At 66.5% G+C, this 26,527-nt stretch carries 21 protein-coding genes, 2 tRNA genes and 1 pseudogene; 5 read left to right on the top strand and 19 right to left on the bottom strand.

What is annotated here, in order from left to right:
* Window positions 1-75: 75 nt before the first annotated feature.
* The 3 genes from J2S97_RS00235 to J2S97_RS00225 are packed head-to-tail and all read right to left on the bottom strand — an operon-like array spanning window position 76 to window position 3,270.
* Complete coding sequence (locus J2S97_RS00235; protein WP_307045466.1) at window positions 76-990, bottom strand: carbohydrate ABC transporter permease; 915 nt, start codon at window positions 988-990, stop codon at window positions 76-78.
* A complete protein-coding gene (locus J2S97_RS00230) occupies window positions 990-1,943 on the bottom strand; it encodes a carbohydrate ABC transporter permease (protein WP_307045464.1) in 954 nt (317 codons plus the stop codon). Before J2S97_RS00230 ends, J2S97_RS00235 begins: the two co-directional genes overlap by 1 nt.
* Before the next feature lie 25 nt (window positions 1,944-1,968).
* Entirely contained in the window at window positions 1,969-3,270 is a 1,302-nt protein-coding gene (locus J2S97_RS00225) for an ABC transporter substrate-binding protein (RefSeq protein ID WP_307045462.1), read from the bottom strand.
* 223 nt (window positions 3,271-3,493) lie between these two features.
* Here J2S97_RS00225 and J2S97_RS00220 point away from each other — a divergent pair, with 223 nt between their 5' ends.
* A complete protein-coding gene (locus tag J2S97_RS00220) occupies window positions 3,494-4,696 on the top strand; it encodes an ROK family protein (protein WP_307045460.1) in 1,203 nt (400 codons plus the stop codon).
* Between the two features lie 74 nt (window positions 4,697-4,770).
* Here J2S97_RS00220 and J2S97_RS00215 read toward each other — a convergent pair whose 3' ends face one another.
* From J2S97_RS00215 to J2S97_RS00165, 11 genes and pseudogenes are all read right to left on the bottom strand, one after another.
* Window positions 4,771-6,342: a Na+/H+ antiporter gene (locus J2S97_RS00215; protein ID WP_307045458.1), complete on the bottom strand. Its 1,572-nt coding sequence runs from the start codon at window positions 6,340-6,342 to the stop codon at window positions 4,771-4,773.
* A 78-nt stretch (window positions 6,343-6,420) separates the two neighbouring features.
* The gene (locus tag J2S97_RS00210) at window positions 6,421-7,089 is read right to left on the bottom strand and encodes an SDR family oxidoreductase (RefSeq protein ID WP_307045457.1); all 669 of its coding nucleotides are present in this window, start codon (window positions 7,087-7,089) and stop codon (window positions 6,421-6,423) included.
* Window positions 7,090-7,209: 120 nt separating this feature from the next.
* On the bottom strand, window positions 7,210-8,199 hold the full coding sequence (locus tag J2S97_RS00205) for a hypothetical protein (RefSeq protein WP_307045455.1): 990 nt from the start codon (window positions 8,197-8,199) through the stop codon (window positions 7,210-7,212).
* A gap of 1 nt (window position 8,200) precedes the next feature.
* On the bottom strand, window positions 8,201-8,710 hold the full coding sequence (locus tag J2S97_RS00200; protein ID WP_307045453.1) for an RNA polymerase sigma factor: 510 nt from the start codon (window positions 8,708-8,710) through the stop codon (window positions 8,201-8,203).
* Between the two features lie 131 nt (window positions 8,711-8,841).
* Window positions 8,842-9,639, bottom strand: a pseudogene (yidC, locus tag J2S97_RS00195) (membrane protein insertase YidC); the annotation flags it as partial.
* A 122-nt stretch (window positions 9,640-9,761) separates the two neighbouring features.
* Window positions 9,762-9,838, bottom strand: a tRNA-Met gene (locus J2S97_RS00190).
* Between the two features lie 61 nt (window positions 9,839-9,899).
* Window positions 9,900-9,971 (bottom strand) — tRNA-Thr (locus J2S97_RS00185).
* A 235-nt stretch (window positions 9,972-10,206) separates the two neighbouring features.
* Complete coding sequence (locus tag J2S97_RS00180; protein ID WP_307045451.1) at window positions 10,207-12,459, bottom strand: DEAD/DEAH box helicase; 2,253 nt, start codon at window positions 12,457-12,459, stop codon at window positions 10,207-10,209.
* Between the two features lie 454 nt (window positions 12,460-12,913).
* Entirely contained in the window at window positions 12,914-13,567 is a 654-nt protein-coding gene (locus J2S97_RS00175; RefSeq protein ID WP_307045449.1) for an MOSC domain-containing protein, read from the bottom strand.
* A gap of 34 nt (window positions 13,568-13,601) precedes the next feature.
* Window positions 13,602-14,276: a response regulator gene (locus J2S97_RS00170; protein WP_307046515.1), complete on the bottom strand. Its 675-nt coding sequence runs from the start codon at window positions 14,274-14,276 to the stop codon at window positions 13,602-13,604.
* The gene (locus tag J2S97_RS00165; protein WP_307045447.1) at window positions 14,273-15,862 is read right to left on the bottom strand and encodes a sensor histidine kinase; all 1,590 of its coding nucleotides are present in this window, start codon (window positions 15,860-15,862) and stop codon (window positions 14,273-14,275) included. Before J2S97_RS00165 ends, J2S97_RS00170 begins: the two co-directional genes overlap by 4 nt.
* A gap of 194 nt (window positions 15,863-16,056) precedes the next feature.
* On the opposite strand from J2S97_RS00165, the gene J2S97_RS00160 reads away from it, so the two are divergent.
* Genes J2S97_RS00160 through J2S97_RS00145 form a run of 4 tightly spaced genes read left to right on the top strand, consistent with a single transcriptional unit; the run spans window position 16,057 to window position 20,799 of the window.
* Window positions 16,057-16,872: a Tat pathway signal protein gene (locus J2S97_RS00160; RefSeq protein ID WP_373460471.1), complete on the top strand. Its 816-nt coding sequence runs from the start codon at window positions 16,057-16,059 to the stop codon at window positions 16,870-16,872.
* A gap of 3 nt (window positions 16,873-16,875) precedes the next feature.
* Window positions 16,876-18,096: a glutathionylspermidine synthase family protein gene (locus J2S97_RS00155; protein ID WP_307045445.1), complete on the top strand. Its 1,221-nt coding sequence runs from the start codon at window positions 16,876-16,878 to the stop codon at window positions 18,094-18,096.
* Window positions 18,093-19,577 (top strand): APC family permease, encoded by a 1,485-nt coding sequence (locus J2S97_RS00150; protein WP_307045443.1) that lies wholly within the window; start codon window positions 18,093-18,095, stop codon window positions 19,575-19,577. Before J2S97_RS00155 ends, J2S97_RS00150 begins: the two co-directional genes overlap by 4 nt.
* A gap of 22 nt (window positions 19,578-19,599) precedes the next feature.
* The gene (locus J2S97_RS00145) at window positions 19,600-20,799 is read left to right on the top strand and encodes an acyl-CoA dehydrogenase family protein (protein WP_307045441.1); all 1,200 of its coding nucleotides are present in this window, start codon (window positions 19,600-19,602) and stop codon (window positions 20,797-20,799) included.
* 92 nt (window positions 20,800-20,891) lie between these two features.
* Here the strand turns inward: J2S97_RS00145 and J2S97_RS00140 are convergent, their stop codons facing one another.
* From J2S97_RS00140 to J2S97_RS00120, 5 genes are all read right to left on the bottom strand, one after another.
* Complete coding sequence (locus tag J2S97_RS00140) at window positions 20,892-21,638, bottom strand: SDR family oxidoreductase (protein ID WP_307045439.1); 747 nt, start codon at window positions 21,636-21,638, stop codon at window positions 20,892-20,894.
* Window positions 21,635-23,053 (bottom strand): glycosyltransferase 87 family protein, encoded by a 1,419-nt coding sequence (locus J2S97_RS00135; RefSeq protein WP_307045437.1) that lies wholly within the window; start codon window positions 23,051-23,053, stop codon window positions 21,635-21,637. The genes J2S97_RS00140 and J2S97_RS00135 overlap by 4 nt, the downstream gene beginning before the upstream one ends.
* Before the next feature lie 235 nt (window positions 23,054-23,288).
* A complete protein-coding gene (locus J2S97_RS00130; RefSeq protein WP_307045434.1) occupies window positions 23,289-24,692 on the bottom strand; it encodes an MFS transporter in 1,404 nt (467 codons plus the stop codon).
* Entirely contained in the window at window positions 24,689-25,198 is a 510-nt protein-coding gene (locus J2S97_RS00125; RefSeq protein ID WP_307045432.1) for a winged helix-turn-helix transcriptional regulator, read from the bottom strand. The genes J2S97_RS00130 and J2S97_RS00125 overlap by 4 nt, the downstream gene beginning before the upstream one ends.
* A gap of 56 nt (window positions 25,199-25,254) precedes the next feature.
* Complete coding sequence (locus tag J2S97_RS00120) at window positions 25,255-26,523, bottom strand: glycosyltransferase 87 family protein (RefSeq protein ID WP_307045430.1); 1,269 nt, start codon at window positions 26,521-26,523, stop codon at window positions 25,255-25,257.
* Window positions 26,524-26,527 lie beyond the last annotated feature (4 nt).

Here is a 26,527-nt window from a genome sequence, read left to right as displayed (position 1 = left end):
TGGTAAGGGGAAAATGGGGGGCGCCCGGATGGTCAGCGCCCGTTTCACCGGCTATTGCAGCGGTTATTTCACTGGTTACTTCACTGCACCGCGCATGACTCCGGACAGTACCCAGCGTTGCGCCAGGATGTAAACCACCAGCGTGGGTGCCATGGCCATCAGGTACGACGCGAAGGCCAGGCTGTAGTTGGTGTTGAATTCACCCTGGAAGAGCATCTGCACCACAGGGAGGGTCTGCAGGGCAGGGTCCGCGATCATCATCTGCGGCAGCAGGAAATCATTCCAGGAGCCAAGGAAGGCGAAGATCCCTACCGTGGCGTTCATCGGGGCCAGCAGCGGGAAAATGATCTTGCGGAACACCTGCCACGTGGTGGCCCCGTCCATGCGTGCCGATTCCTCCAGTTCCACGGGTATGGAGCGGACGAAGGCTATGTACAGCAGCGTGTTGAACGAGATTCCGCCGAGCACGTGCAGGAACACGACCCCGGCCGGGTTGTCCAGGCCAAGGAGCGCCGTCTGCTTGATGAGCGGCAGGATGATCACCGGGAAGGGAATGAACATCGCCGAGAGCAGGTACACGAACGAGCCCCGGAAGAACCTGTGGTTCCAGTTCCGGGCGATGGCGTAGGCCACCAGTGAACTGCAGGCCAGGGAACCGAGGACGCTCAGCACCGTAACAAAGGCGGTGGACATGAAGGCCCGCGGGAAGTTGGTGGCCACGTAGGCGGCGGCGAAGTTTTCCCAGTTCATCGGGTTCGGCCAGGCGAGGCCCGTGCCGGTTCCGATCTGGTCCGGGGACTTGAGCGCCATGGCCACGGTGAAGTAGAGCGGCAGCAGGATGGTCAGCGAAGCGGCCAGCATCAGCCCGGTGAGCCACCAGTTGACCTTGAAGCCCTCGCGGTTGGACTTGCGGTTCCTGGGAGTGCCGGACGTGATGCGGGTGGGCGCTGCGGCTCCGGTGATGGGCTCGGGATGTGTGGAAACGGTCATTAGAGTGAAACCCCCCGGCGCTGGATGAGGCGCAGCTGGATGACGGAGATCAGCAGGGTGATCAGGAAGTAGATGACGGCGTTCGCCATTTGGTAGGAGTAGTCGCCGCCCGTGAAGCCGGAGAAGATGCGCATGGCCACGGACTGCGTCGCCATGCCGGGACCCCCGCCGGTGAGGCCCACGATGATCTCGTAGGTCCCCAGGAAGCCCTTGAACCCGAGGATCACATTGATCACGAGGTAGCCAAGGATCAGCGGCAGCGTCAGGCTGAGGAACTGGCGGAAACTGCCGGCGCCGTCCAGGTCCGCTGCTTCGTAGACCTCGGAGGGCACACTCTGCAGTCCCGCCAGGTAGATGATGGTGGCGCCGGGCGCCGCCTGCCAGACAGTGACCACCACGATGGCGATCCAGGCCAGGTTCTCATTGGCAAGAATGCTGGTGGCGAGCGGGGTCATTCCGTACCGCTCCGCCAGCACCGGAAGCGTGTTGGAGAAAAGGTAGTTGAACACGAAGGAGACGATGAGCGCGGACAACACCATGGGGATGAAAAAGACGGTGCGGATGCCGGTGCGCCATTTGATCTTGGCGTTGAGGCCCAAGGCAATGGCGAGTGCCACGACGTTGACCACCACCGTGGTGGTCAGGGCGAAAACGAAGGTGAAAATGTAGGACTGCAGGACCGCCGGGTCCTTGAAGATGTTGACGTAGTTCATCAGGCCGATGAACTTCCAGTCGCCGTATCCGGCGTAATTCGTGAGGCTGAAGAAGACGCCCACGAGTGCCGGCAGCGTGATGAAGAAGGCGAACAGTCCCAGTACGGGCACCACCATCCAGTAGTACGTGGGGTCGATCTTGCTCTTGGACCGGAACGCTCCGGTGCCTGGGGAAGCTGATGTCGGGGTCTTGCCTTCTGCGGGACGGGCTGTCTGGGCCACCCGGGAAGTTATAGTCATGTGAACTCCTGGAGTCGGGGTGGGATCAGACTGCGGTGCGCTCGGCAACGCGGCGCCATTCGTCGTCGAGCGCTGAAAGGAACTGCTCGCCGTTCTTGCCGTACACGAAGGACTGGATGTAGTTGTTCAGGGGCACCGAGGGCGGGAAGTACGTCGCCGCGCCCTGGTAGTAGCGCGCTTCCTTGACCGACTCGCCCAGCCCGCTGATCTGCGGGTTGCTGACGGCCGGAGCGTCCTTGAGGGGTGAGAAGGCTGCGTTCTTTTCGTTGAACGTGTTCACCACCGACGGCTCCAGCAGATAGTTGACGAACCGCTGCGCAGCAGCCATGTTTGGAGTGTTGCGCGTGATGGAGAGCGCCATGTCCACGTTCACGCGGGCTTTGGTTTCCTCGGGGTTGTCAGTGACCGGCAGCGGGAAGCTCCCGAGCCTGATGTTCTTGTTGGCTGAAACAAGCTGGGACAGGGCCCACGGGCCCTGCAGGTACATGGCCGCCTGACCTTTGGCGAACGCCGCGTTGCCGTCCGCGTAGTTCTTGCTGGCGGCGCCGTTCTGGGAGTAGGAGGCGAGCTGCAGCATCTTGGGCAGCGCCGGGCCGAAGTTGTTGGAGAACGACTCGGCCGCGTCCCTGCTGATACGGGCGCCCTTGGCATTGATCCTGGTGAAGAAATCCGCAACGTCCAGCGAGCCGCCGGAAACGTAGTCGAACATGCCCTGGGAGAGGGTCCACGTGTCCTTGTACGTTCCGTAGATCGGTGCAATGCCTGCGGCCTTGAACGTTTCGCAGGCCCCGACGAACCCGCCCCACGTGGTGGGGACAGAGACGCCCTGGGCTTCGAAGATATCGCGGTTGTAGATGACCCCGGCCGCGGCCAGCGAGAACGGCAGCGCACTGACCTCGTTGCCGTTGTACTGGCCCCAGGAGCTGATGAGCTCCTGGATCTTAGGGTCGATGCTGGCGGCCACGGGCAGGTCCGAAAGGTCGGCGAAGATGCCTTTACGGACGAAATCGGCGGTGGCCTGCGCGAAGCCGCGGGTCACGACATCCGGCGGATCGTTCCGGACCAGCCTGGGGACGAAGTTGCCCTCGTTGAAGTCCTGGACCACACGGATGTCCGGGTTCAGCGCCTCGAAGTCCTTGATGACCTGGTTGAAGTAGGCCACCACCTCGGGCTTGTTCTGCATGAAGAGCAGGGTGGTGACGCCGTTCTGCGGGCTGGACGGCGACGCGCAGCCCGTCAGGGGAATCATGGCTGCCGCCCCGGCCAGGCCGGCGGCCCGGAGCAGGGAACGCCTGCTGAGCAGTGATGCGGGCACAGCGGCGTTCACAGGGCAGGGGCTGACGTGCGGGAGTGGAGGGGCTGTTGCCGGGGTCCGGGCGGGCAGTGCTTCAGGATGCGGTTCACAGTTGCTCCTTTGCAAAAGGGTGAGTGAAGGGCTGGAAGTAAACCCAGTGGTCGGCGGCCGTCCGGTCCACATGGGCAAGTTTATATGGAATCTAAATTTAGTTCCTCAAGTATTATGTGGTGCAAAGCACAGAGAGGTCAACACCATGTCTGAAGTGACTGCGGCAACGCCCCAACTGCTACGGCGCGTGAGCGCTGGAGCAGTGCTGGAATTCATGCGTGCCTCGCAGGCGGTGACGGTCACGGAAGTCATGGAAGCCACCGGACTCACCCGGGCCACCGCCATTTCCGTGTGCGAGGACCTCATGCAGCGCGGCTGGATCACGGAGTTGGAGAATCAGCGGGCCTTTGGCGGCTACCAGAAAGGCCGGCCGGCGCGCCGGTTCGAGCTCAACGAGCGCGCAGGTTACGTCCTGGGCATGGACGTGGGCATCTCCAAGGCGACGGTGGTGGTGTCCGATCTCCGCGGCAAAGCCCTGGGCCGGTCCAGCCAGCCGTTCGCCGGTGCGGAAATTTCCGCGGAAGAACGGATCGCCGTCATTGACCGGACCGCCATGATGGCCCTGCACGGCGTGGGGGCCTCCCCGGACTCCGTGCTCGCCGTCTGCGCCGGCATCGCGGCACCGGTGGATCGCAACGGCGACGTGCTGGTAACCCAGCACTTCTGGGGACTGTTCGACGTCGGCCTGAAGGCGGCGCTGCTGGACCGGCGGGGGTGGACGGTGCTGCTGGAAAACGACGCCAACCTCGCCGCCCTGGGCGACCGATGGCGCGGGGCGGCCGCCGGCGTGGACGACGTCGTGGTCATCCTGGCCAGTGAACGCCTGGGTTCGGGAGTGATCGACGGCGGGCGGCTGCTGCACGGCCGCGGGGGCGGTGCCGGAGAGCTTGCGTTCCTGGACATGCTTGAAGGCGTGGGCGACACGTTCGGCATCGCGTCCCTGGCAAGGGGGTGGGCCGCCGACGCCCTTGCCGGGAAGGCGAAAACCTCGCTCCGTGAGCACTCCGGCGCAGGCGTCGAAGCGGAGCATGTTTTTGCCGCCGCCGCCGCCGGCGATGCCGTTGCCCTGAAAATCCTCGACCGGCTGGCCGATAGGATGGCCAGGGTCATCGGGGCCGTGGCCACCATGATCAACCCCGAGCTGGTGGTCATCGGAGGAGCGGTGGCAAACTCGGCAGGCGTGCTCCTTGAACCGATCGCCAGGCGGCTGACAGAGTTCACGGCCACTCCCCCGACGGTGGCGGTTTCTCCCTTGGGCGACTCAATCGTGACCGTGGGTGCCGTGCGGTGCGCCCTGGACTATGTCGAGAAAAACACCCTTGACCTGGAGCTCGCGGCCCCTGCCTAGGCATCTTCGGGAGTAGCGCGAACGGACACTTGAGGCCCGAGAATCCTGGGCCTCAGGTGTCCGTTCGCGCTGATCTACTCCGGCATGATCATGGTGCGCAGGTCCAGCTGGCGGAGCACGCGGTCCGCGACTTCCGGGTCCATGTCCGGTTCGTTCCGGGCCGCCACCACTTCCTGGCGGGCGGCATCGAGCGCAATGGTCTGCACGGCGATGGCCAGCTCGCGGCCGCGCTTGCGTTTCTCCCCCACGCTTTCGTTCCGGAGGCTTCCGTCCAGGAGCTCGGCGTGCAGCCTCGTCATCTTCTCCTTGACCAGTGCCACCTTCTCCGGCGGCAGCTCCTTCATGAGGTCATGGTCCTTCAGGGCGGCGACGGCGGCCTGCTGCGCGCGCTTGGCCAGCACCCGGGCGGCGTCGCGTTCCTCCGAACCGTCACCGGTGGCCTTGAGGACCTTCATCAGCCAGGGAAGCGTCAGGCCGGGCAGCACCAGGGTGGCCATCAGCACGGCGCAGGCGATGACCAGCAGCTGGTCACGCGCCGGGAAAGGTGTGCCGTCCGCCAAGGTCAGCGGCAGGGCCAGTGCAAGGGCCAGTGTGGCGAGGCCGCGCATGCCGCACCAGGTGAGGATCAGGACCTCCTTGGCCGAGGTGGGCTGCAGCAGGTTGCTGTTCTTTCGCGCCGAGGCCGCCAAAAGGCCAAGCCATAGGAACCGGACGACGAGCACGATGACGCACACCACCACTGCGGTCCCGATCATCCCGAAGATTTCGGTGCCTTCGTCGTGGATGACGTGGCGGATTTCCAGTCCCACCAGCCCGAAGGCCAGCCCGGTCACCAGGAGCTCCACAACGTCCCAGAAGGCCGTGCGCGTGACCCTTTCGGCGGCATCCTGGGGCCGGGAGTGGCGCTGCATCTCCAGCGCGGTGACGACGACGGCGATCACGCCGGAGGCGTGCACCTCTTCGGCGAGGATGTAGGCCGCGAAGGGCACCACGAGGGTGACGGCGCTGCGCGCCACCATGGACGCCACGAGCCGCGTGATCAGCGCCGTGATCCAGCCCATCGCTACGCCGACCAGCACTGCGACCGCGGCCCCTACCAGGAACTTGAGGACGACGTCGGGCCCAATCCGGCTGCCGGACACCGCGGCGGCAACGGCGGCCTGGAAGATGACGATGGCGGCCGCGTCGTTGAAGAGGCCCTCGCTTTGCAGGACGGTGATGAGCCGGCGGGGCATGTGGACCCGGCCGGCCACGGATTCCACGGCCACCGGGTCCGGCGGGGCCACCATGGCTCCCAGGGCGATGGCGGCAGGGATCCCGATTCCCGGGATCATGAGCCATGCCGCCCCGGCCACAGCAGCCGTGGACACGATCACCAGGGCCACCGCCAGCATCATCAGGGTGCGCCAGCGGACCCTGAACACGGCCCACGAGCTGCGCTGGGCCGTCGCGAACAGGAGCGGCGGAAGGAAGATGGGCAGGATCAGCTCGGGCGAGATGTCCATTTCCGGGAACCCGGGGATGAAGGTCAGCGACGCCGCCAGGATCAGCATGAGCACCGGATAGGGCAGCCGGAGCCGGTCCCCCAGACCCACGGCCACCACAGTGGCAAGCAGGAGTCCGACAATGAGTGCCAGCTGGTCCATGTGCTCACTTTCCCCGAAGTGGAGGCGCCGGCGGGGATGCGCAGGCGCCTCCTCCACGATATCGGGTGCGGGCGGGTGTTACTCCCGCTTAGGGGCGGGCTCCAGGGCCGCGGCGACAGGCAGGGTGCCGTCCCGGAATTCGATGGTGCGGCCGGCAGTTTCCGGCAACCCGAGGACGGCAGCCGTCACGAGTGCCACGTTGGCGCGTGAAGTGGCGGTGCCTGCAGAGGTGTCGGCCGGGTCGACGTCAATCAGCCCGTTGCCCGGCCCGTCTGTCAGGGACCCGGGGCCCAGGATGGTCCAGGCCAGATCCGTTCCGCGCAGGTACTGGTCCGCGGCGGCCTTCGCCTCGGCGTAGGCGTGGAAGCTGTTGTCCGCGGGGACTCCGTGGTCCGGTCCTGCACCGAAGTAGGACACCATGACGTAGCGTCCGACGCCGGCCTCCGCCGCCGCGTCCATTGACCGGATGGCGGCATCCCGGTCCACCGCATAGGTGCGGTCGGGGTTGCCGCCGCCGGCACCGGCGGACCACACCACGGCGTCATGGCCACGGAGGACGCCGGCGAGTTCCGCCGTCGTCGACTTTTCAACGTCAAGGACCGACGGCGTGGCGCCTGTCGCCGCGACGTCCTGCGTATGGTCCGGGTTGCGGAAGAAGGACGTGACGTCCTCACCGTCCGCTGCGAGGATTCTGGACAGTTCCAAAGCCACTTTGCCGTGGCCGCCGATGATTGCGATGCGCGTCATTGACCCATTCTGTCGCAACGGCCCAGTGCCCGCACTGTCACTCGCAATAGGCTTAATCAAGCAGATCCTCCCACCCGGAGCGGGTGGGAGGATCTGGTGCCCGCAGGCCCGGGGATCGGGCTACGAGTAGGTCAGGCTGAGCAGCAGAGCCTTCAGCTGGGCGTATTGTTCGCTGGCCATCCAGGCTTTCGCGGCATCAGGGGTGGCGAAGACGGGTTGCTTTTCGAAGTCGAACACAACGTAGGCAGACATGACGCCGTTCGGTAAGGGAATCTGGTTGGTTCCGGACTGGGTCTGCCCCGGAAGGAACTCACGGGCGAGCCGGACGTCCATGAAGTAGTAGAGGGAGGAACTGTCCGCGGGCTTCGCGGGTTCCGGCATCCCGGGATAGGAGACAGGGAGGACCTGGTCTGAGGCGAAGCCAAACTCGGCGGGGATCCCCGAGGCGTCGGTGATCCCGGGCACGGGCGCATGGTCAAGGACGGTACGCTTGACGCTGCCCGCGGCCCCGTCGCCATACATCCCGCTGAGGACCCGCGCCACCTCGGAGCCGGAACCGTCAAGCACCACCGCGTACACGGAGCCGGCCTTAGCCTCCTCGGTCAGGTAAGGTCCCTGCTCCGTCCGGACACTCCAACCGTCAGGGTAGGCAAAGGAAATGTGCCCGTCGGGGAAGACGAACGTCTGGCGGGGTGCCGCCTGGGGCGGCGTCCCCGTCGGCGAAGGCTCGCCGTGAGGCGGTACGGTCGTGGTGTTCTCCGCAGGCGGCGGCACCACCGACGCGGGCGGCGTCGGCATTTCCGATGCACTCGGCGCTGGTGTTTCCGATGCAGTGACGGTGCCCGCCGGCCCGGGCGCGGAAGTCAGCGGACCAAGGTTGGTGGCTGCGAGGACACCCACGGTGACAGCTGCCGCGGCCAAGGTGACCACACCGGCCAACCGGGCCCGCCGCAGCCTGCGTTCCGCGAGGGAAGTTTCACCCGCAGGGAGGCGATCGCTGAACGCGGCCGGTTCGGACAGGATGCGGCGAAGCGCCTCTTCGCCATCGGGTGCAGACGGATCCTTGTGCAACGGATCCGCCGCGGAAATAGTGTTCTTGATCGGATCCATCTCAGGCACCCATCCTCTGTGTCATCTTTTCGGCGCCCGCAGGCATCTGTTTCCGGAACGCGGCCCGCGCCCGGTGCAGCCGGACTTTGGCCGCCGACTCGCTGCACTCCAACACGCCGGCTATTTCCGGCGTGTCCAGCCCGTCCCAGTAGGCCAACTGGAGAATGTCCCGGTCTTTCTCCCGCAACGCGGCCATGGCATCATGCACGGCGACGATTTCGGATCCATGCCCGCCGGCCAGCACAGCGGCGGCGCGCAGTTTCTCCTGCAGCGCCTGCTGACGGTCACGGCTCCGGTACGCATTCCCAATCAGGTTCCGGGCCACGGTGAGGAGCCATGCGATATCCGTCCGTGGTTCATCTGCCCACTTCTGCCACGCCACCCGGAAGACGTCCGCAGCGATTTCCTCGGCCACTTCCGGGGATTCCACCCTTCGGCGGACGAACCTGAAAACGCCTGCGTAGCTGTCTTTGTGTATGGCGATGAACGCCAATTCACGCTCGGAAAGCACGGTTCCCCCTGATGTAGTGTCCTGAGCCGCCTGTCATCTGTATTGTTTCCGGCACGCACCCAAGGGTTACAGAATTTTCTCGGCTAATGCCTGCCGGTCCGATCCTAGGAAGACCGACCGTGGCCAACCGCACGCTCGACGAAGTACTGCTGCGCAAGGGTCCAGAGGTTGGTGGTGGTCCAGTAGATGAGGACGCCGATGGGGAACACGATTCCGCCGGCGCCGAAGATGACCGGCAGGACGTAGAGGATCGCTTTCTGTTGGCGCATGAATGGAGTAGCCATGGCCTCGTCGGACATGGTCCGAGCCATGATCAGCTTCTGGGTGATGAACTGCGCTGCCGTCATCGCGAGGATCATCACGATCGAGAGGATCCAGACCGCCACCACGTTGCCGCCCGGGGGCGTGCCGTGGAGCACGGACGCGGAGAGCGGGGCGGCGAAGATGCTGGACTGATCGAACTGCACCACCTGCTCATGGCTCATGGCACCGATGCCTTCGTCCTGGCGGGCCGCGGTGCTGATACCCGAGAGCACCTGGAACAGGGCAAGGAAGAACGGCACCTGGATGAGCATGGGCAGGCAGGCCGAGAACGGGTTGGTGCCGTGCTTCTTGTACATGGCCATCTGTTCCTGCGCCATGGCCTGGCGGGAGAGCTGGTCGGTCTTGCCGCGGTATTTTTCCTGGAGCTTTTTCAGGTCCGGCTGGAGCAGCCGCATGCGGCGCTGGGCGTCAAGCTGCTTCAGGAACACTGGGATCAGGGCGGCACGGATGACCAGCACCAGTCCAACGATGGAAAGCGTCCATGTCCAGCCGTCGGCCGCCGGCAGCCCACTGGCGCTCAACCCCTCATGGAAGCCCACCATGATGATGGAAACCAGCCACTGGAACGGAAGCATGATTGTTTCAAAGTCCACCGAGATCCCCATCCGCTTGGTGCTGCAAAGCTACGGCGAAACAGGCCGGTTGTCACGGTCCGGGCTGCGGGGACACCCCAACGGCTGCAAAACAAAAGAACCCCCGGAATCTTTAGGATTCCGGGGGTTCTGCCTGGTAGCGGTGGGGAGGCTCGATCTCCCGACCTCACGATTATGAGTCGTGCGCTCTAACCAACTGAGCTACACCGCCACGAATGAGAAAAACCTGCATCAAGCCGGTCAAAACCGCCTTGACACAGGCCCTCATTCAGAGCCCCCCACCGGAATCGATCCGGTGACCTCGTTCTTACCAAGAACGCGCTCTACCACTGAGCTAGGGGGGCAACGAGTAAATACTCTACCGGAAGATTCCGCTCCCAACAAATCGGCGGCAGAGCCGGCCCGCGAAGCGGGAAAATCCGCCGAAAAGCCCGGAAATCCGGGCCTGAGGCAGCCGCCCGGGGTCCCCGCGGCGGTCTCCGGAGCGCCGATGTGACGAAGCGAACACCGAGGCCGGATTAAGACAAGAACGGGCCGGCTGATTGCCGGCCCGTTCTTAGTGCATGGTGTTGCTAGTCGTTACCACTTGCCCTTGCGGTTGAAGTCCCGCTGTCCGCCTTCGTTGCCGTGGCGGGGCTTGCGTGAGCCGTCACCGTGGCCGCCGAAGCGGGAGTCACTGGCCTGGCCGCGGGTGGCGCCGCTGTCGGCACCAACACTGCGCTCCGAACGGTCGCTGTACGAACGGCCGCCGCGGTCAGCAGAGGAACGCTCGCCGTCACTCTTGCGGAATTCCTTCTTGAACCCGCCGTTGCCCTTGAAGTTGCCGCCACGGTCGCCGCCGGAGTAACCGCCGCGGTCGCCGCCACGGTTGCCCTGGTAGCCGCCACGCTCGCCGCCGCCACCGGACGGCTTGCGGCCGTTATCCAGCTCGAGGTGGATCAGCTCGCCGCCGATCCGGGTGCGGGACAGGGCGCGCAGCTGCTCGGGGCTGAGGTCCGCCGGAAGCTCCACGAGGGAGTGATCCGAGCGGATGTCGATGCCGCCGATCTGGGCCGAGGAAATGCCGCCCTCGTTGGCAATGGCGCCAACGATGGAACCCGGCATGACGCGCTGGCGGCGTCCGACGGCGATCCGGTAGGTGGCGTTGCCCTCGGTGAGCGTGCGGGTCGGGCCGCGTGATCCGAAGCCGTCCTTGGCGCGTTCGCGCTTCTGGAACTCGGGGGCAGCAGGCAGTTCCTTGACCAGGAGCGGCTGTCCGCCCTGCGCCATAACGGCCAGTGCGGCAGCGATCTCTGCAGCCGGAACGTTGTGCTCTTCCTCGTAGGACGCGATCAGGTCGCGGAACGCTGCTACGTCTTCGGACTCGAGGGTCTCCGTGATGCGCTCGGCGAACTTGCCCAGGCGCAGCGTGTTGACGGTCTCGGCCGTGGGCAGGTGCATCTGCTCCACCGGCTGGCGGGTTGCCTTTTCGATGGAACGCAGCAGGTACTTTTCCCGCGGGGTCATGAACAGCACGGCGTCGCCGCTGCGGCCTGCACGGCCGGTGCGGCCGATGCGGTGGACGTAGGACTCGGTGTCGTGCGGGATGTCGTAGTTGATCACGTGGCTGATGCGCTCAACGTCAAGGCCGCGGGCCGCGACGTCGGTGGCCACCAGGATGTCGATGCGGCCTTCCTTCAGCGCGTCGACAGTCCGCTCGCGCTGCTGCTGCGGGATGTCGCCGTTGATGGCGGCAGCCTGGAAGCCGCGTGACCTCAGCTTGTCAGCCAGGTCCTCGGTGGCCATCTTGGTGCGCACGAAGGCGATGACGCCGTCGAATTCTTCAACCTCGAGGATGCGGGTCAGGGCGTCGAGCTTGTGCGGGCCCATGACCTGCAGGTACCGCTGACGGGTGTTGGCGCCGGTGGTGGTCTTGGACTTCACCGAGATCTCGGCCGGGTTGTTCAGGTACTGCTTGGACATGCGGCGGATCTGGCTCGGCATGGTGGCCGAGAACAGTGCCACCTGGCGGTCCGACGGGGTCTGCTGGAAGATCTGCTCCACGTCCTCGGCGAAGCCCATGCGCAGCATTTCGTCGGCCTCGTCCAGCACCAGGTACTGGAGTTCGGACAGGTCCAGGGAACCCTTGGAGATGTGGTCGATCACACGGCCGGGAGTACCGACAACGACCTGGGCACCTCGGCGCAGGCCGGCGAGCTGGGGGCCGTAGGCGGAGCCGCCGTAAACGGGGAGGACCGTGAAGTCATCGATGTGCTTGGCGTACGAGGTGAAGGCCTCGGCAACCTGGAGCGCGAGCTCGCGGGTCGGGGCCAGGACCAGTGCCTGGGTCTTGCGGGACGGGCCGTTGAGGTCGTGGAGCTCGGCCAGGCGGGACAGTGCCGGTACTGCGAATGCTGCAGTCTTACCGGTGCCGGTCTGGGCGAGGCCCACGACGTCGCGGCCTTCAAGCAGCAGCGGGATGGTTGCTGCCTGGATGGGGGAAGGCTTCTCGTAGCCGACATCCTGCAAGGCTGCAAGGACGCGGGGATCGATGCCGAGGTCCACGAAGCGGATGCCTTCGGCTTCAGTGTCAGCTTCGCCGCTGGCCGGGTCAGCCTTGGGGGCTTCTTCAACCTTGGGGGCTTCTTCAGCCTTGGGAGCTTCTTCAGCCTTGGGAGCCTCTTCAGCCTTGGGAGCCTCTTCAGCCTTCGGGGCTTCTTCGGCGGCAGGCGCTTCAGCGGCTGCGGAGGCTTCGGTGAAAACGGGGGCAGCGCCGGCTACAGGAGTAGCGTTTTCGGCGGCGGTCTCGACGGTTACGGCTTCGGCGGTGGCGTCGTTGTGATTTTCGGGCATAGGGGAGTTTTCCTCATCCATAGGGGGCCAGGCGGCACAACCCGAGGTGAGCGGAGCCGCAGTACATGTGCCGTTTGGACGCCGGGCAGACATTGACCGGCCGGTCACGTAGAAGTCCGGCGCTTTCGCAATCCCGTGGCAGGACTTCCCGCTGCATCTCTTGGCTGCTATCCCAGCAGTCTGTACAGCGTTTTCTTTAGCCGGCTCTCCCTATGAAAATGCCCGCATCGCTTGTGCGGGCCCCAACACTTGCCAGTCCTGCCTCAAAAATTGGGCAGGAATAAGGGATTTCCGGAGTGGGGGATATTTCAAGTGTAAGGCATGGTTCCGCGTTGCACTAACCCGCCGGCCGCCCGGGGGCGGTGACGTTGCGCACATGTGCTGAACACGGGGATGCACAAGGTGGCATCCTCGGGGGCACAAGGGTGTCACGGCCCGTCCCAAACCGGTGGAACTAGACGCCGAGGCGCCGCTGGATTTTCTCGAATTCGTCGTGGAACTCCGGCTGCAGGCGGATCTCGCCGTCCGCGTCTGCATCCCGCAGCGCTTCCATATCTTCGACGGTGCCTTCGCTGAACCACTTGCCGACGGTCACGCCGTGGGTGGGAACGAACAGCCGGTGGATATGGTCGCCGGCACGGATGGTCCCGGTCCTGATGACGCGAAGGTACGTGCCCACCCGGCCTGCTTCGGTGAAACGCTTGACCCACTGGGACTCGTCCATGCGGCGCTGGAACGTGGCACAGGGAACACGGGGGGACGTGACCTCGACTTCGACATCAAGGCCGATCTTCCACCGTTCGCCGATCACCGCGGTGGTGGTGCCGATGCCGGCGACGCGCAGGTTCTCGCCGAAAATCCCGGGCGGCAGTTCGCGCTGCAGTTCACCCACCCAGTAGTCGGCGTCGTCCTGTGAATAGGCGTACAGCGCCTGGTCCACCCCGCCGTGGTGGATGCGGCTGGCCTGGATGTCCCCGTGGAGTCCGAGCTTGTGAACCTTGACCGGGCCGTCGACGGCACGTTTGTCGATGGCCGTGACGCCCACGCTTCCCTCATCGCTAAGAAGCTGGTGTACCCGGCAGACGGCAAGCACAGATGCGGTGTCCATGGCACCAGTGTAGGCGGGCAGGGCAATGACCGCTTCACGGATCGAAGCGATAGCCCATGCCTGCCTCCGTGTGCAGGTGGCGCGGGTTGGCCGGGTCCTGCTCCAGTTTGCGCCGTAGCTGGGCCAGGTAGACGCGAAGGTACTGGGTCTCCTTCGCGTACGCCTGCCCCCAGACCTGGGTGAGGAGCTGCTGCTGGCTGACCAGCTTTCCCGCATTGCGGACCAGCAGTTCGAGGATGTTCCATTCCGTGGGGGTGAGGCGGATTTCCTTTCCGTCCCGGACCACCTTGCGGGCGGCGAGGTCCACCACGAAGTCCGCGGTTTCCACCGTGGGCGCATCGCGCTGCGCGGGCGAGCGCCGGGACGCCGCCCGCAGCCTCGCCAGGAGTTCGTCGAGTCCGAACGGCTTGGTCACGTAGTCGTCCGCCCCGGCGTCGAGGGCGTCCACCTTGTCCTCCGAGGCGTGGCGGGCGGACAGCACGATAATGGGCACGGAGCTCCAGCCCCGGATCCCCCGGATCACGTCAACTCCGTCCATATCCGGCAGCCCGAGGTCCAGCACCACGATGTCCACGGGATGCTGGGCGGCCAGCTTCAGTCCGTCCGCTCCGAAGCCTGCAGTGATTGCCTGGTAGCCGTGCGCGCGGAGGTTGATCTGCATGGCACGGGCCAGCTGTGCCTCATCTTCGATGATCAGCACCAGTGTCACGGCAGCGGACCCTCCCACAGCGGCAAGGTGACCACCATGGTCAGCCCGCCGCCCGGCGTCGGCTCCGCTGCCAGGGTTCCTCCCATGGCTTCGGTGAAGCCGTTGGCCACAGCAAGGCCAAGCCCGATCCCTACGTTGCGGCCCGCGTCCGTGCGCTGGGAATCGTTGAGCCGCTGGAACGGCCGGAACATGTCCAGCACAGCCGCCGGGGCCACACCCGCCCCCTGGTCCACCACGCGGAATTCGCTCGCGGGCCGGCCCGCGAGCGCGATCCCCTCCCCCGCGCGCGCCGTCAGCACCACATCGGCATCCGGCGCGTATTTGAGTGCGTTCTCCACCAGGTTGGCCACCACGCGCTCCAGCATCCCGGCGTCGGCCTCCACCCGGGGAAGGTTGGGCGGCAGTTCCACCCGGATCCGCCCCGCGGGCAATCCCCTTAGCGCCTCCGGCAGCACGTCCGCCCACCCCAGTCCGCCCAGGAGCGGGTTGACGGAGTCAGCCGTGATCCGGGACATGTCCAGGAGGTTGCCGATCAGGTGGTCCAGGCGGTCGGCTGAATCCTCGATGGTGGCGAGCAGTTCCCGTTCATCCTCCGGGGAAAACCGCACATCCTCCTGGCGGAGGCTGCTGACCGCCAGCTTGATCCCGGCCAGCGGTGTACGCAGGTCGTGGCTGACGGCCCTCAGGATGGACGTGCGCATCTTGTTGCCCTCGGAGAGACGCTGGTTGTCCTGCATGCTCGCCACCAGTTGCCGGCGTTCCAGGATGGCCACCAGGAATGCGCCGAAGGCGGCCAGCATCCGCTGATGCTGGCCGGAAAAGGGCTGGCCGGCCGGCGGCCCGCCGTTGATCAGCAGCGTGTAGCGGGAATCGACGACGGCGGTGTGGTCGGCGGCCGCATGGGTCACCGGCGGGCTGGTCCCGGCACTGGCAACCACGGCCCACTCCGTATTGCTGCCCTGCCCGCGCCCCGGGCGGCTGCCCGTGGAGGACCCCGTTCCGGGCGGGCCGGCCGCGGCGGCCGGGCCGCTTCCGGCCAGCAGGGTGACGGCGTCCACGGCCAGCCGGCCGCGGACCTTCTCAAGGAACGTCTCCAGGCTGCCGTCGGAACTGAGGATCCGCAGGGAAAGCTCGCTCAGTGCGGTGGCTTCGGCCCCGGACCTCGCGGCTTCCTCAGCCCGGCGGGTCGCCAGGCCGACCGCGAGGGCAACGCTGCAGGCGACCGCCAGGAACACCAGAAGAGTGAACAACGTGGAGGGATCGGCGATGGACAGCGAGCCCACGGGATCCGCGGAGAAATAATTGAGGAGCGTTGTGCCCAGGACAGCTGCCACGACAGCGGGCCACAGTCCCCCGATGGCAGCCACTGCCACGGCCACGGCCAGATGCAGCAGCATGATGATGCTGAAATTCCGGTACCCCGCCAGCGTTACGAGGACTTCCACGGCAGGGGGCAGGAGCACGGCGAGGACCATGCCGAAGACGAAGCGGCTCCGCCCAATACCCTGAAGCGCCGAGTGTGCCGTCCCGTAACCGGCGGGGCCGGAGCGCGGGGCGCTGGAACGGGCGGGTTCAACTGCAGCCATGGCTCCATCTTGGCATGGGCAGTTCTCCCCCGTTTTCCGTTACCAGGACCTCCCTTCAGGCACTAGGCTGACTTCAGGATTTACACAACTGTGCCTTGCCATGCCCGTTGCACGCGCATGGCCATGCACATGGCCACGCGGCATTGGGGCGCGTGGCAGGTCACAGATTCAGCATGGACAACCAAGGGGGACCCATGGAGCCGCAGGACCCGAATAAGGATCCTTCAAAGGATCCAAAGAAGGATCCGAAGAACACCCGTTCCGGACCGCAGGGACCGGACGGCGGGTCAGCGGCGCCCGGCGGGCCGGGTACGTCCGGGCCGGATGCGTCCGAGCCCGGCTGGATGACCTCCCCCGAAGATTTCACGCCGCAGCCGCACGATCCTGCCAGCGGCCAACTGCCGCCGTGGCAGGTCCCGAAACCGGAGCTCCGTCCGGACTTGCTTGGCGGTTCAGCAGCGCCAGGCGCACAACCCGAAGCTGGAAGAAAAGCCGGACGGCGCCAGAAGGGCGCGGCAGCTGGACCCGGTCAAGGACCGGGCCCGGTCCCAGCGCCTGGAACCGGTCCGGGTCCGGTGATCGACCCCTTCGAACGCGAACGCGAACGGGAGGCAGCGGCACGCAAGAAGCGCTCGCAGCGCCGTACCGTCGTCGTCGGACTCGGCGTTACTGCCCTGCTGGCGGGCACCATCACCGCCATCGTGGCCAGCAACGAAGCGGAGGCCGACTACGCGCAGGTCTGCTTCAACGACGAAACCGGCGAGCGCGTGGAAGACACCCAGTGCGACAACAGCAGCAGTGCCGGGCGGAGCTCAGCCATCTATGCCTGGTACTTCTACTCGCGCGGCGCCAGCGTCCCGGCCGTCGGGCAGAACCGCTCGCAATACACCGGCTTCACCAAGACCGTCCCGCAGGGGGCCAAAACGTCCAAAGGCTACAGCACCAAGGGCGGAACGGTCAGCAGGGGCGGCTTCGGCAGCAGCTCCAAGGGTGGAAGCACAGGTGGCTAGGGCGTGAGGCGACTGCAGGCAACCCCCAGGCCCGACTGGAAGCAGAAGATCGAGGAACAGGGGCTGGTCTTTTCCACCACCACCATGCCGGACGGCAAGAAGATCGAGTACTGGAACGAATCGGCGTACTACGAATTCACCATGGATGAGGTGGAAACCCTCGAGAAGACCGCCGAGGACATGCATTTGATGTGCCTTGAAGCGGCCAAATACCTCGCTACCGGGGCCATGGGCAACATCGGAATCGGGCCGCAGGCGCTTGAACTCGCCGCGGAATCGCTGCAGGCCGGCGACATGGACATCTACGGCCGCTTCGACTTCGTGTACGACGGCCGGGGCGGCCCCGCGAAGATGCTCGAGTACAACGCGGACACCCCCACCGGCCTGATCGAGGCGTCCGTGGCACAGTGGTTCTGGCTGCAGGATGTGTTCCCGGAGAAGGACCAGTGGAACGGCATCCACGAAGCCCTCATCCGGCAGTGGAAGAAGCTGCAGTACCGCACCGGCATGAGCACCCTGCACATTGCGCACTCGGAAGCGGAGCAGTCCGGCGAGGACTGGATGACCGCCGCCTACATGCGCGACGTCGCAGGCCAGGGCGGCTGGACCACCATCGGCATCAATATGTCGGACATCGGCTGGGACCCCAACCTGAACCGCTTTGTGGACCTGGACAACTTCATGATCAGCACCATCTTCAAGCTGTATCCGTGGGAACTGATGATGAAGGAGCCGTTCGGCCAGCGCCTGCTGCAGCGTGCCCACAACCCGCGCTGGGTGGAGCCGGCTTGGAAGATGCTCCTGTCCAACAAGGCGCTGCTGGCGGCACTGTGGCACCTCTACCCGGACCACCCGAACCTGCTCCCGGCGTATCTCCACGAGCCCGGCCCCCTGAAGGAATGGGTGGCCAAGCCGCTGCACGGCCGTGAAGGGGACAACATCAAGATCCATGCCGCCGGCATCAATATGGAGCAGCCGGGCGGCTACGGGCGCGAAGGCTGGTGCTACCAGCAATTCCATTCCCTGCCCGATTTCGACGGCAACCATCCCGTCCTGGGCCTGTGGGTGGTGGACGGCGAGTCCGTTGGCTGCGGCATCCGCGAGTCCGACGGCCCCATCACCGATTACTTCTGCCGGTTCGTCCCCAACACCATCGACTCTCCGGCGCCTCCTTCAGTCCAGGCCGCCTCGGCCTCCTCCAGCAAAGCAGGGATCGCACTATGACCACAGGGACGCCGACGGCGGAAGTTCCATCCAAGGGGCTGCACGCCGGCATCCTGGACCTCGGCGACTCCGTCATGCTGGGGCTGGCCTCCACCGCACCCGTCTATTCGCTGGCGGCCACGCTGGGCCTGATTGTCGCGGTCAACGGCAACTACACGCCGCTGATCCTGCTTCTTGGTTTCGTGCCGGTGCTCTTCATCGCCTACGCCTTCCGGGAACTGAACAGCGCGATGCCGGACTGCGGTACCACCTTCATCTGGGCCCGCCGGGCGTTCGGTCCCTGGGCCGGCTGGCTGGGCGGCTGGGGCGTTGCCCTGGCCGGCATTGTGGTCCTCGCCAACCTGGCGCAGGTGGCCGGGCAATACCTGTGGCTGCTGATCGGTGACGGTTCACTGGCCGAAAACGACCTGGTGGTGACGGCCACGGGCGTGGTGTTCATCGTCTTTATGACCCTGGTGAACTACCGCGGCATCCGGCTGGGCGAGCACGTCCAGCGCGTCCTGACGTACGTGCAGTATGTCTCGCTGGGCATATTCGCCCTTGCCATCATCTTCCGGATCGCGGGCGGCGCCCCCGAGGGGCAGGCCTTCGACATCGAGTGGTTCAACCCGGCCGGGGCCTTCGCTGATCCGGGCGCGGTGGTGCACGGGGCGCTGCTCGCACTCTTCATCTACTGGGGCTGGGACACCTGCCTGGCCGTGAATGAGGAAACCGAGAACCCTGCCAAGACCCCCGGCCGCGGCGCCGTCATCTCCGCCTTCGTGCTGGTGGCCATTTACGTCTCCGTGGCCCTGCTGGTGATGATGTATGCCACCGTGGGCACGGACGGGATCGGGCTGGGCAACGCCGAGAACCAGGATGACGTCTTCCTGGCCATGAAGGACGTGGTGCTGGGGCCTTGGGGCTGGCTGATCGTCGTGGCAGTGCTGGCTTCGGTGCTGTCCTCGACCCAGACCACCATCCTTCCCACCGCCCGCGGCACGCTGTCCATGGGCGTGCACGGTGCACTGCCGGCCAAGTTCGGCGAGGTCCACGAGCGCAACCAGACGCCGGGGTTCTCCACGCAGGTGATGGGAGCCGCCGCCGTCGTGTACTACGTGGCCATGAGCTTCCTGAGCCAGAACCTGCTCTCCGACTCCATCAGCGCGATCAGCCTGTTCATCGCGTTCTACTACGCGCTGACCGGTTTCGCGTGCTTCTGGTTCTTCCGCGGCACCCTGCGCGATTCCGCCCGCAACCTCTGGTTCCGGGGCATACTGCCGCTGCTCGGCGCGCTGATGCTGACCGCAGCGTTCTTCATTTCCGCCGTGCAGATGTGGGACCCGGCCTATGGCGACACGGAAATCTTTGGTGTGGGCGGCGCGTTCGTCAGCGGCGTGGTCCTGCTGGCGCTGGGCGTGGTGCTGGCCGCGGTGTGCCGTTTCGCCCCCGCCACGCGGGGCTACTTCCTGGCACAGCGGCCGGTGCCGAGCAACCGGTAGGGGCAACCCGTAGGATGCTCCAATGAGCAACGCTGCTGACGTTCCCGCCGTTTCGGACCCCTCCGACGTCTTGGCACTGGATGCCCTGCTGACCCCTGCGGAGCTTGCGGTCCGGGAACGGATCCGCGACTTCACGGAGCAACGGATCAAGCCGGACATCGCCCGCTGGTATGACGACGCCGTGTTTCCGCTCGACCTGGCCCCCGAACTCGGCGAACTGGGCGTCCTCGGAATGCATCTGGAGGGCTACGGCTGCCCGGGCCGCTCCGCCGTCGAATACGGCCTTGCCGCGATGGAACTGGAGGCCGGGGACTCCGGAATCCGCACCTTCGTATCGGTCCAGGGATCCCTGGCCATGACCGCTATCCACCGGTGGGGGTCCGAGGACCAGAAGCAGGAGTGGCTCCCCCGGATGGCCGCCGGAGAGGTGATCGGCTGCTTCGCCCTAACCGAACCCACCGCGGGATCCGACCCGTCCTCGATGACGACTGTGGCCCGCCGCGACGGGTCCGGGGACGACGCCGCCTGGGTGCTGGACGGCGCCAAGCGCTGGATCGGACTCGCGTCCGTTGCGGGGGTCATGGTGGTGTGGGCCATGACCGACGACGGCGTGCGCGGCTTCCTGGTGCCGGCTGGCACGCCCGGGGTCACGGCGACGCCGATCGGCCGCAAGCTTTCGATGCGCGCCTCGATCCAGTGCGATGTGGCGTTCGACGGCGTGAGGCTGGGACCCGAGGCGCTGCTGCCGGGTGCCCGTGGACTGCGCGGCCCCTTCACCTGCCTCAACGAGGCGCGGTACGGGATTGTCTGGGGTGCCATGGGTGCCGCCCGCGATTCCTATGAAGTCGCCCTGAAGTACGCACAGGAGCGGCTCCAGTTCGGCAGGCCGCTGGCCGGATACCAGCTCACCCAGGAGAAGCTGGTGAACATGCTCCTGGAGGTCCAGAAGGGCACCATGCTCGCCCTTCACCTGGGCCGGCTCAAGGACGCAGGTACCCTGCAGCCCGAGCAGATCTCCCTCGGCAAGCTGAACAACGTCCGTGAGGCCCTGGCCATCGCGCGGGAGGCCCGATCCATCCTGGGCGGCAACGGCATCACCCTGGATTACTCGCCGCTGCGGCACGCCGCCAACCTCGAGTCGGTACGCACGTACGAGGGCACCGACGAGGTCCACACCCTGATCCTGGGCCAGCACATCACCGGCATCGGCGCGTTCCGGTAACCCCTCCCAACTAGCTCGCAGTTAACGTCGTCAAAAGCGCTTTTGACGACGTTAACTGCGAGCTAGTTGGGCTGGGACCCGGGTGCGGGGAGCTAGGCCGAGAAGCCGCCGTCGGCCTTGATCAGTTGACCGGACACCCAGCGGCCCTCGGGCGAGAGCAGGAACGCCACCGTCCCCGCCACGTCCGCGGGGGTTCCGAGCCGTCCGCCGGGCTGGCGGCGGGCGAGTTCCAGACGCAGTTCCTCGTCCATCCAGCCGGTATCCACGGGTCCGGGATTGAGCACATTCGCCGTGATGCCGAGCGGGCCCAGCTCCCTTGCCGCGGCAATGACCGTCCGGTCCAGCGCTCCCTTGGACGCACCGTACGGCAGGTTGAACGCTGTATGGTCGCTGGTCAGCGCAACGATCGCGCCGCCGTCGTGCGCCGTCTGCCTGGCAAAGGCCGCGATGAGCTGCCAGCTGGCCCGGGTGTTCACGGCGAAATGCCGCTCCCAGCTCGCCAGCGTGGTGTCCAGGACACCGGAGTCCACGGACTCCGCGTGGCTGAGCACCAGGCCCTGCAGCGCCCCGACCTGTTCTGCCACGTCGGCCATGAGCCGGTCCACGGCCAGCGGGTCCTCCAGATTCGCCGGCAGGGCAACGACGCGGGCGCCGGTTGCTTCCAGCTCGGCCAGGAGGCGTTCGACGTCGTCCGGCTGGACTCCCCAGGGCATCCGGGAGTCGTAGTCCTGCCAGTACGTCAGCACCAGGTCCCAGCCGTCCGCTGCCAGGCGGCGGGTAACGCCGGCACCGATTCCCGCCAGGCGGCCGACGCCGGTCACCAGTGCCGTCCGGCTCATCCGGGCACCTCAGCCAGCGAGTTCCGCCGGAGCACCACGAGCCAGCAGGCCAGGATGGCCACCGCGCAGAACACTCCGGCGCTTGAGGCCATGAGCCAGGGCTCGGGCGTCTGGAAGTCCAGGTTCTCCGCTCCCAGGGCCTCGCCGATGCTCTTGGGGGAAAAGAAGAACACGAAGATCGAGGCCCCCAGGACTCCGCCCATGAGCCAGCGAGTCACCAGCTGGCGGTGCGGCGTCTCGCGCAGGGTCCAGGCGAACGCGGGGAGCACCGCCGCCATCCAGACCCAGTGGTGGGACCAGGAAACAGGGCTGATGAGGAGCATGGTGAGCGCAGTTGCCGATATGGCCACGACCCTGGCGCCCTGGTCGCTGGCGGCTTTGATGACCATGGCCCCCACGCCCACCACTAGCATGCTGAGCAGGATCCAGGGCACTGTGACGCCGGCCTCGGGAACACCGAAATGCAGCAGCGCACCCTTGATCGAAAGGTTGTCCACATAGCCCGCCCCGCCGATCCGGGACGTGTCCGGGAGGATCTCCAGCCAGAACTGGAACGATTCCACCGGCCGCATCAGCAACCCCAGCAGCACGGTGAAAGCGAACCCGCCGGCCATGTTGAACAGCCCGCGCCAGTCTTTCCGCACCAGGAAGTACAGTCCGAAGACCAGCGGCGTCAGTTTGATGCCGGCGGCCATGCCCACCAGGAACCCGCGGCCGGGGAAACCCTGGTTCCAGCGCTGGTTCCTGGCGAGGAGGTCGGCCGCCATGACTCCCATCAGCAGGATGTTGATCTGGCCGAACGCGAGGGTTTCGCGCCACGGCCCCAGGTTGATGACGGCCAGCAGCAAGATGACGGCGCCCCACCGGTTCCGCGTTACTTTGAACCCGGAGGTTGCCTTGAACCCGGAGGTTGCCTTGAACCCGGGGGCTCCGAAGGTGCTGCGCCAGTCCTGCTTGGCGTTCCAGTACCGCACGCCGCGCACGGCGACCCACACGGCCACGGCCGCCCCGGCAGCATTGAAGAGCATCAGGGCCGACTTTTCCGGCAGCCGTGCCAGCAGGCTGAACAGCAGGGCGGCGAACGGCGGGTAGGTGAACGGCAGTTCCGGTCCGCCGGCCCAGCCCACGGTCCGGCTGTAGAGGTTCGACGGCGCCTGGCCGGCTTCGTTGAGGATCTTGCCGCCGTGCCAGTACACGCTGAAGTCGAGCCCATGCTCGCCCCACGCATCGAGCCTTGAGGTGATGAACATGGCGGCAGCCAGCACGGCCAGCAGCGTCACCAGCTCGCCGGAGATGCCCAGGGCCGGCCGGCTCCGGTACCAGGCTGCAGCGGTCCCGGCGCGTGGCCGGGGTGTCCTGTCGGCGTCGTGCCGCGTCGCGGCGTCGATCTCCTTTTCGGCGTCGAGCAGTGCCATCCCGTATCCCCAAACGTTGTTCCTGCAGAGCGGCGCCACTGAAGGCGCGTTGCGCGCTATCGCGATGTTGTGCCGGCGGATTCGCGCCGGATTCGGCGCCTCGTCCTCACATCCTACTGAAGCAGGGGCCCTGTCCCCTGCTGCGCGGCTCCGGCGTGGCACCGGTTTGGCGCGGAAAACCACGCGGCTCCACTGCCTGGAAGACAGCGCGCCGGGCGTTAGTGCGGAGCGGTGCTCAGCGGTCGGCGGGGCTGGCTGCCACGAGGACGGGCTCCCGCGCCCCGGCATCCCTGCGGATGGTGGCGCTGATGACGGCGGCGATGGTGCACATGGCGGCTGCACCGAACCACGCATAGGTGTACTGGCCCGTGGCGTCACGGATGGCGCCGGCGGCCAGGGCCGCGGCGGCGGCACCGAGCTGGTGGGCGGCGAAGACCCAGCCGAACACCACACTGCCGTCTGCCCCGAAGACCTGGCGGCAGATAGCGGCGGTCGGCGGAACAGTGGCCACCCAGTCGAGTCCGTAGATCACGACGAAAACAATCATGCTGGGCTGGACCGTGGCGCTCAGCAGCAGCGGCAGGACCAGCAGCCCGATGCCGCGGAACTGGTAGTACACCGCCAACAGGATCCGCGGGTTGAAGCGGTCCGTCAGCCAGCCGGACGCGATGGTGCCCACGATGTCGAAGATCCCGACGACGGCGAGCAGGCCCGCCGCGGTGGTCTCTGCCATGCCGTGGTCGTGGGCGGAGGGGATGAAGTGGGTGCCGATAAGGCCGTTGGTGGTGGCGCCGCAGATGGCGAAGCCGGCCACCAGGGCCCAGAAGGTCCGGACCTTGCTGGCGCGTTTGAGGACCTGGAGCGCACGGACCGCGGCGTTGCCGCTGGGCGCCGGGGAAGGGGCCGCTTCCGCGGCGGCGGCGGAAGCAGGGCCGGACGCGGTGCCTGAGCCGGCGACGGCGGACGTGTCGGAGTCGGCGGACGGGTCCGCCGCCGGGTCGGCCTCGGCGCCGTAGGGCAGCACTCCGGCGTCGGCCGGTGAGTTCTTGAGGAATTTGAGCACCAGCGGCACCACGGCCAGGGCGCCGGCGGCGATGAGCAGGGATGCCTGCCGCCAGCCGGGGTCCTGGGCCAGCATGGCGATAAAGGGCAGGAAGACCAGCTGCCCGGCGGCGCTCCCGGCAGTCAGGATGCCGATCACCAGGCCGCGGCTCTTAGTAAACCAGGTGTTGGCGATGGTGGCGGCGAAGACCAGCGCCATGGACCCTGTGCCCAGTCCGATGAGCAGGCCCCAGGTCAGCAGGATCTGCCACGACTGGTTCACCAGCACGGTCAGTGCGCTGCCCGCGCCGATCAGGACCAGCGCCACGGACGTCACTGCGCGGATGCCGAACCGTTCCATGAGCGCTGCCGCAAACGGTGCGGTCAGGCCGAAGAGCACCAGGTTGATGCTGACGGCCGCGGACAGCACGGTGGTGGACCAGCCGAATTCGTCCTGCAGCGGCACCATCAGGACGCCGGGGGCGGCCCGGAAGCCGGCCGCGCCCACGAGGGCCAGGAACGCGACGGCGGCCACGATCCACGCGGGATGGATACGCTTCTTGGGCGTGGGCAGCAGGGTGGTTTCGGAAGCGCTCATGCCGCGGGTCCGTTCTGTGAGGTGGAGGTGGCCAGCCGGACGGGGTCCGCCGTGCGGGTGAGGCTGTGCCAGCTGGTGTTTTCCGCGGTCAGCCGCTCACCGCAGGCGGTGCAGCTGTCCGCGGAGGACGTCCGCTGGCCGCAGGTGGAGTGGATGACGAACATGTGCGCCTGCGCGGACGGTGCCGGGAGGTGCTTTTCTGCCCAGATTACGACGGCGTTGAGCACCGGCAGCGCATCCTCGCCTTTCTCGGTGAGCACATACTCCTGGCGGGTGCGGCCGCCGTCGTCGTACGGTTTCCGGGCAAGGAGGCCGTCGTCCACGAGGCCGGCGAGGCGTTTGGTGAGCACGGAGTCGGCCACCATCAGCCGTTTCTTCATGGCGTCGAAGCGGCCATTGCCGAAGAAGACTTCGCGGAGCACCAGCATGCTCCATGGGTCGCCTAGGATGTCCAGGCCGCGGGCCATGGCGCAGGTGCGTTGGGACCAGTCAGAGCGGAGTGCCATGCAGGAAACCCTAGCTGACTCTCTTCAAGAAAGCTAGGATCGTCCGCGTGAAAACCTCAGCGGAGGGTGGCCCTCGTCGGACGGTAGGCCAGGGCCCAGTAGGCCAGCATGGCAACGCCGCATACAACGCCCAGGCTGGATACCGTGAGCTGCCACTGAGTCTGCGGGTCCTTGCCCCACTCGTTCGCGCCTGCCATGACGGCGAGGTATTTGGGTGTCAGGTAGAAGGCCACCGCAGAGGCGGCCACGATGATCCAGCCCGCCAGCCGCATCCTTCCGTCCCTCGACGGGATGCGGTGCAGGGCAAAGGCCATGGAGGGCAGCGCCACGGCCATCCACACCCAGTGGTGGGACCAGGAGACCGGACTGATGAGCAGCATGAGGACGGCGGTGGCCGATACCGCCACGAAGTTCTCATCCGCATCAACAGCCCATTTGATGACCAGTGCGGCGACGGCCACGAGGGCCAGTGAAAGCACCAGCCACACCGCGTTGGTGACTCCGGAGTCCGGCAGGCCCAGGTGGAGCAGCAGGCCCTTGACGGACAGGTTGTCCACGTAGCCGGGACCGCCGATCCGTCCCGTGTCCGGCAGGATCTTGGTCCAAAAGGTCAGCGAAGCGTGCGGCAGGACGGCCCAGGACATCGCAATGGAACCGAAGAAGCCCGCAGCCATCCAGCCGAGCGCCTTGAAGTCCCGGCGCACCAGGAAATACAGGCCGAACGCGAGCGGCGTCAGTTTGATCCCGGCCGCCAGACCGATCAGCAGCCCCGCGGGCCAGCGGAGCTCGCCCGCCCGGGATTTTCCGTACAGGGCGAAGTCCGCGAGGATCAGGCCCATCAGGATGATGTTGATCTGGCCGAAGTCGAACGTGTCCCGCCAGGGGCCCAGCAGCAGGATCGCCGCCGTCCCCGCGAGCGCCACAGCACGGAACCGCCAGTCGGCGAAGGCGTCCTTCCAGCGGCGCAGCCCGAAGTAGTGCCGCGCCAGCCATGCCGACACAACAGCGGCGCCGGCCAGCGCCGTCGTGATGAAAATAAGGCTGCTGGCACCGATGCTGAGCGTCGCCAGCAGCGCGAACAGCAGCGCCGCAAACGGCGGGTACGTGAACGGAAGCCCGTCCCGCGGAGCGTAGAGCTCGTTGACGCCGCTCTCGCCGGTCTCCAGCACCCGGCTGCCGCCGTAGTAGTACACCTCGAAGTCGTTCATCAGCGGGATGTACGCCGAGTACAGAACCACAAGGGCGGCGACGACGGCGGCAGCGCCTGTCGCCGTCGCGAGCCAGCTGCGCGTGGTGGGCGAAACCGCCCGAAGCGAGGTGGTCACCGGC

Source organism: Arthrobacter oryzae (assembly GCF_030812315.1).
Taxonomy (GTDB): Bacteria; Actinomycetota; Actinomycetes; order Actinomycetales; family Micrococcaceae; genus Arthrobacter; species Arthrobacter oryzae_B.
This window is presented reverse-complemented; position numbering and strand designations above follow the sequence as displayed.

What these genes read in the sequence shown, in the direction of transcription:
- J2S97_RS00235 (WP_307045466.1), bottom strand. Translation starts at nt 990, where the DNA reads ATGACCGTTTCCACACATCCCGAGCCCATCACCGGAGCCGCAGCGCCC.
- J2S97_RS00230 (WP_307045464.1), bottom strand. Translation starts at nt 1,943, where the DNA reads ATGACTATAACTTCCCGGGTGGCCCAGACAGCCCGTCCCGCAGAAGGC.
- J2S97_RS00220 (WP_307045460.1), top strand. Translation starts at nt 3,494, where the DNA reads ATGTCTGAAGTGACTGCGGCAACGCCCCAACTGCTACGGCGCGTGAGC.
- J2S97_RS00215 (WP_307045458.1), bottom strand. Translation starts at nt 6,342, where the DNA reads ATGGACCAGCTGGCACTCATTGTCGGACTCCTGCTTGCCACTGTGGTG.
- J2S97_RS00210 (WP_307045457.1), bottom strand. Translation starts at nt 7,089, where the DNA reads ATGACGCGCATCGCAATCATCGGCGGCCACGGCAAAGTGGCTTTGGAA.
- J2S97_RS00205 (WP_307045455.1), bottom strand. Translation starts at nt 8,199, where the DNA reads ATGGATCCGATCAAGAACACTATTTCCGCGGCGGATCCGTTGCACAAG.
- J2S97_RS00180 (WP_307045451.1), bottom strand. Translation starts at nt 12,459, where the DNA reads ATGCCCGAAAATCACAACGACGCCACCGCCGAAGCCGTAACCGTCGAG.
- J2S97_RS00175 (WP_307045449.1), bottom strand. Translation starts at nt 13,567, where the DNA reads ATGGACACCGCATCTGTGCTTGCCGTCTGCCGGGTACACCAGCTTCTT.
- J2S97_RS00165 (WP_307045447.1), bottom strand. Translation starts at nt 15,862, where the DNA reads ATGGCTGCAGTTGAACCCGCCCGTTCCAGCGCCCCGCGCTCCGGCCCC.
- J2S97_RS00160 (WP_373460471.1), top strand. Translation starts at nt 16,057, where the DNA reads ATGGAGCCGCAGGACCCGAATAAGGATCCTTCAAAGGATCCAAAGAAG.
- J2S97_RS00150 (WP_307045443.1), top strand. Translation starts at nt 18,093, where the DNA reads ATGACCACAGGGACGCCGACGGCGGAAGTTCCATCCAAGGGGCTGCAC.
- J2S97_RS00145 (WP_307045441.1), top strand. Translation starts at nt 19,600, where the DNA reads ATGAGCAACGCTGCTGACGTTCCCGCCGTTTCGGACCCCTCCGACGTC.
- J2S97_RS00140 (WP_307045439.1), bottom strand. Translation starts at nt 21,638, where the DNA reads ATGAGCCGGACGGCACTGGTGACCGGCGTCGGCCGCCTGGCGGGAATC.
- J2S97_RS00135 (WP_307045437.1), bottom strand. Translation starts at nt 23,053, where the DNA reads ATGGCACTGCTCGACGCCGAAAAGGAGATCGACGCCGCGACGCGGCAC.
- J2S97_RS00130 (WP_307045434.1), bottom strand. Translation starts at nt 24,692, where the DNA reads ATGAGCGCTTCCGAAACCACCCTGCTGCCCACGCCCAAGAAGCGTATC.
- J2S97_RS00125 (WP_307045432.1), bottom strand. Translation starts at nt 25,198, where the DNA reads ATGGCACTCCGCTCTGACTGGTCCCAACGCACCTGCGCCATGGCCCGC.